This is a genomic window from Streptomyces sp. NPDC004561 (genome assembly GCF_053602155.1).
Genome location: NZ_JBSGDB010000617.1, coordinates 1 through 4,500 on the forward strand (window position 1 = coordinate 1; position 4,500 = coordinate 4,500).

At 72.1% G+C, this 4,500-nt stretch carries 4 protein-coding genes, 1 tRNA gene and 1 pseudogene; 4 read left to right on the top strand and 2 right to left on the bottom strand.

All coding sequences use genetic code 11. From position 1 onward, the window contains the following. From ACWEN3_RS42075 to ACWEN3_RS42090, 4 genes are all read left to right on the top strand, one after another. A partial coding sequence (locus ACWEN3_RS42075; RefSeq protein WP_452982716.1) for a spherulation-specific family 4 protein occupies positions 1–389 on the top strand: 389 nt, incomplete at its 5' end. 43 nt (positions 390–432) lie between these two features. After that, positions 433–1,089, top strand: a complete 657-nt coding sequence (locus ACWEN3_RS42080; protein WP_452982719.1) for a maltokinase N-terminal cap-like domain-containing protein — start codon at positions 433–435, stop codon at positions 1,087–1,089. A gap of 301 nt (positions 1,090–1,390) precedes the next feature. Then, positions 1,391–3,253, top strand: coding sequence for a M1 family aminopeptidase (locus tag ACWEN3_RS42085; protein WP_452982722.1), 1,863 nt, complete (start codon positions 1,391–1,393; stop codon positions 3,251–3,253). Between the two features lie 147 nt (positions 3,254–3,400). Further along, on the top strand, positions 3,401–4,249 hold the full coding sequence (locus ACWEN3_RS42090; RefSeq protein WP_452982725.1) for a lysozyme: 849 nt from the start codon (positions 3,401–3,403) through the stop codon (positions 4,247–4,249). A 29-nt stretch (positions 4,250–4,278) separates the two neighbouring features. Here the strand turns inward: ACWEN3_RS42090 and ACWEN3_RS42095 are convergent. Together ACWEN3_RS42095 and ACWEN3_RS42100 are read right to left on the bottom strand one after the other, a co-directional pair. Next, a tRNA-Val gene (locus tag ACWEN3_RS42095) sits at positions 4,279–4,370 on the bottom strand. Positions 4,371–4,418: 48 nt separating this feature from the next. Beyond that, positions 4,419–4,500: pseudogene (locus ACWEN3_RS42100) on the bottom strand (AraC family transcriptional regulator); the annotation flags it as partial.

Consider the following 4,500-nt stretch of genomic DNA (forward strand, 5'->3'; position numbering starts at 1 on the left):
GCAGGCGGCACCGGGACTGGTACCTGGGCCTGCCCGGCTGCCGCCGCCTGGTCCGGGAGCTGCGCCGGCTCGGCACGGGCACCGTCGTGCTCAATCCGGGCGTCCACCCGGCCGCCGGGTACGCCCGCCTCGCCGACCTGACCGTCACCTTCGAGGGCCACTGGTCCACATACGTCTCGGCGTTCACCCGGCCGCCCTGGACCGCACGCCATCCGCCCGACCGGCTCTGCCATCTCGTCTACGGCGTCCCCGAGGCCCTCGTACCGCTCGCCGTGCGGACCGCGCACGAGCGGGGCGCGGCGGTCTGCGGTCCGGTGACCGGCGAAACCCCCAACCCCTGGGCCGAGTTGACCCCCGCGCTCGACGCCACGGACGGTGTGGAAGGCTGAGCGGGGCATCCGCACGCGCGCACGACGGGAGATCATCACCGGCATGGCCGTCATCCACCACACCACCGTCACGCCCACGAAGCTGGAACTGCTCACCGGCTGGCTGCCCACCCGCCCCTGGTACCGCGGCGGGCCGGCCGCCCCGGTGCTGGAGAAGTCCGGCGGCTTCCGGCTGGACGACCCCGAGGGCGAGGTCGGCATCGAGTTCATGGTGGCCACCGACAGCGCGAGCCCCGAACGGACCGCCTACCTGGTGCCGATGACCTATCGCGGCGCACCGCTGGAGGGCGCCGGGCACGCGCTGATCGGCACGATGGAGCACGGTGTGCTCGGCCGGCGCTGGGTCTACGACGGCTGCCACGACCCGGTGCTGGTCGCCGAGTCGCTGTCCCTGGTCGAGGGCGGGGCCCGGGCGCAGGCCCAGAGCCTCACCGACACCCTCGACCGGGAGGTCACCCGCTCCTGCACGGGCGCCCCCTCCACCCTGGACGGCTTCACGCCCGAGCCGGCCGACGACGAGGACGGCACCCGCCTGGCCGTGCCCGGCGGCAGGACCCTGCATGTGCACCGGGTCCTGCGCCCGGCCGGCGACAACCCGCCCCTGCCCGCCGGGCCGGCGACCGGTCATGTCGCGAGCGGCTGGGCGGGTCCCGAGGGCTCCCGTCTCCGGGCCGTCTTCATGACGCTGCGCACCGCCTGACGCAGCGGCATCGCCCCGACCCGGCGCGTACCGCCGGATCCTCCGTACGCGGGAGGATCCGGCCGCGCCCCTGCGCCGCGAACATCCGGAGCGCACGCCACTCACTTCCCGGAACGCTTCTGGCATGCCCCGGTCAAATCTGTCACCCTTTCGGCAGTCGCCGCCCTGACCCCATGAGGGCGCGACCGGCTCCTCAGCACAGCGATCGCGCACGTCCGATCCGCGGCCGCCCCGGCGTACCCCAGCCGGCCGGGCGGTCATCGAGCAGGCCGGGATCCCGGCCGCCGCAAAGGAGTAACGTGTGAGAACGACCCCCCACAAGGCCCTCGGCGCCGGTGTGTTCACCGTCGTCGCGCTGGCCGCACTGTCCCTCCCCGGAGCTCCCGCCGCCGCCCGCCCGGCCACCGCGCCCGCGGCCGCCACCTGCACTCCGGCCCAGGTGGTCACCAACGGCGGCTTCGAGAGCGGGACATCGGCGTGGACCCCCTCCTCGTCCACGGTGATCACCAGCCGCGCCGGGCAGAGCGCCCACAGCGGCGGCTCCTACGCCTGGCTGGACGGAGTCGGCAGCACCCACACCGACACCCTCACCCAGAGCGTCACCGTCCCCGCCGGATGCAGCACCGCCACCCTCACCTTCTGGCTGCACATCGACACCGCCGAGACCACCTCGTCCACCGCCTACGACAGGCTCACGGCCAAGCTCGGCGGCACGACGCTGGCCACGTACTCCAACCTCGACAAGAACACCGGCTACGTCCAGAAGTCGATCGACGTGTCGGCCTTCGCCGGCCGGACCGTGAACCTGTCCTTCACCGGCACGGAGGACTCCAGCCTCCAGACCAGCTTCGTCCTGGACGACATCGCCCTCGACACCTCCGGCGGAACCGCGCCCCCGCCCACCGACACCACCCGCACCCCGGCCGCCCCCTCGTACACCGTGAACCTGAGCAGTGACACGAGCGGCACGGTCTGGACCGGGCACGAGAGCGCGAGCTTCACCAACGCCTCGGCCGGCCCGCTGAACGAGGTCTACCTGCGGCTGTGGGACAACTACCACGGCACCTGCGACGCGATGCCGATCCGGGTCACCAACGTCACCGGGGGCACCGCGAACGCCCCGACCGTGGCCTGCACCGCCCTGAAGATCGACCTGACGGCCCCCCTCGCCCAGGGGCAGAGCGCCACGATCGGCTTCGACCTCGGCATCACCGTGCCCAGCGGCGCCGACCGCTTCGGGCACGACGGCGCCTACAGCTTCATCGGCAACGCCCTGCCCGTCCTCGCGGTGCGCGACGGCGCGGGCTGGCACCTGGACCCCTACACCGACAACGGCGAGTCCTTCTACTCCCTGGCCGCCGACTTCAAGGTGACCCTCGACCACCCGAGCGGCCTGCTGGTCCCGGCCACGGGCACCTCCACCGACACCCCCGGCTCCGGGGGCCGTACCGTCACCACGGCCACCGCCGCCAAGGTCCGCGACTTCGCCTGGGCCGCCGGCCCCTTCACCAAGGTCTCCGGCACCTCGTCCGCCGGCGTCGCGGTGAACGTCTACTCCGTCTCGGGGATCGGCTCCTCCAGCGCCCAGTCGATGCTCAGCACCGCCGAGTCCGCCGTGGACGCCCACGCGGCACGCTTCGGGGCCTACCCGTACGGCGAGCTGGACGCGGTGCTCGACAACAACTACTGGTTCGGCGGCATGGAGTACCCCGGATTCGTCCTCGACCTCGTCAGCAGCACCGCCCTCACCCACGAGATCGGCCACCAGTGGTGGTACGGCATCGTCGGCGACGACGAGTACAACAGCCCCTGGCTGGACGAGGCGTTCGCCGACTACGCCACCGACCTCGCGCTCGGAAAGACGGGCACCAACTGCTGGAACAGCGTCTCCTGGGCCTCCGGCGCGGAGAAGATCACCGGCTCCATGGCCTACTGGGACGCGCACTCCTCCCGTTACTCCACCGTGGTCTACGGCTACGGCAAGTGCGCCCTGCACGACCTGCGGCGCGTCCTCGGCGACACCTCCATGACCAAGCTGCTGAAGGACTACGCGGCCGCGCACTGGTACGGCGTGTCGACGACGGCCGAGTTCAAGGCCGCCGCCCAGGCCGCCACCAGCACCGACCTGACGTCCTTCTGGACCCAGCACCGCATCGACGGCTGACCGGCGGCCGGCCGGCCGCGGGCGCTCCCGAGCGGCGCGTCCCCCGGCCGGCCGATCCGCGGTCGGCCACCCGTATGGCCCAAAGCCGGGCAGAGATGGCTTCGTTGGGCGGAACCCGGAGTGCGGTCCGGCCCGACCCCGGGTCAGATGGATGGCGTGCGAAGCTCCCGATTTCCTCATCGCGGCCGCCCGCGCCTGGCAGTCACAGGCGCGCTGACCGGCCTTGTCCTCTCCCTGTCCGCCCCGGCGGCCGTCCCCCGGTCCGGTCAGGCGATACCCGTGCGGGGCAGCGCCTACATGGGCATGGGCGTCCTCGCCCACGACGGATCCGACGACAGCGCCGAATCCCCGCTCAACAACTCCCGCGCCGGCCAGACGGAGGGCGTGGACGTCTCCAGCTACCAGGAGAACGTCGACTGGCCGACCCTCTGGGCGGCCGGCACCAAGTGGGCGTACACCAAGGCCACCGAGGGGACGTCCTACACCAACCCCTCCTTCGCCCAGCAGTACGGCGGTTCGTACGACGTCGGCATGATGCGCGGCGCGTACCACTTCGCGACCCCGGACACCACGAGCGGCGCCACCCAGGCCGACTACTTCGTCGACCACGGCGGCGGCTGGACCAAGGACGGCAGGACCCTGCCCGGCGTGCTCGACATCGAGTGGAACCCGTACGGCGACGCCTGCTACGGCAAGTCCAAGAGCGGAATGGTCTCCTGGATCCGCGACTTCCTCAGCCGCTACAAGTCCCGCACCGGCCGCGACGCCGTCATCTACACCGCCACCAGCTGGTGGAGCCAGTGCACCGGCGACTACGGCGGTTTCGCCCAGAGCAATCCGCTGTGGATCGCCCGCTACGCCTCGACCGCGGGGACGCTCCCGTCCGGCTGGTCGACGTACACCATGTGGCAGTACACCTCGACCGGCAAGACGGTCGGCGACCACGACCGGTTCAACGGCTCCCAGGACCAGCTGCGGGACTTCACCACCGGGTGAGGTCCCGCAGGTGTTTCCCCACCGCCGTGCGGAGAGGGCAGGATTTGAACCTGCGTGGGCCTTGCGGCCCGACCGTGAGGCGTGCGCCTGGTCCCCGATAAGCCACTCCGGGCACCTCTCCTCGCTCCCGGCCCGGTCTCCCGTGCCGTTCACGGGAACAACAGTCGCAGCGGGCGCTGAACGAGCCGAGCGAGGTACAGCCGACGGCGAGGCACACCTCGGTCACCGTGAGGTCGCCCCGGCGCAGCAGC

Coding starts and splice junctions, on each gene's coding strand:
- ACWEN3_RS42080 (WP_452982719.1), top strand. CDS start 433: ATGGCCGTCATCCACCACACCACCGTCACGCCCACGAAGCTGGAACTG.
- ACWEN3_RS42090 (WP_452982725.1), top strand. CDS start 3,401: ATGGATGGCGTGCGAAGCTCCCGATTTCCTCATCGCGGCCGCCCGCGC.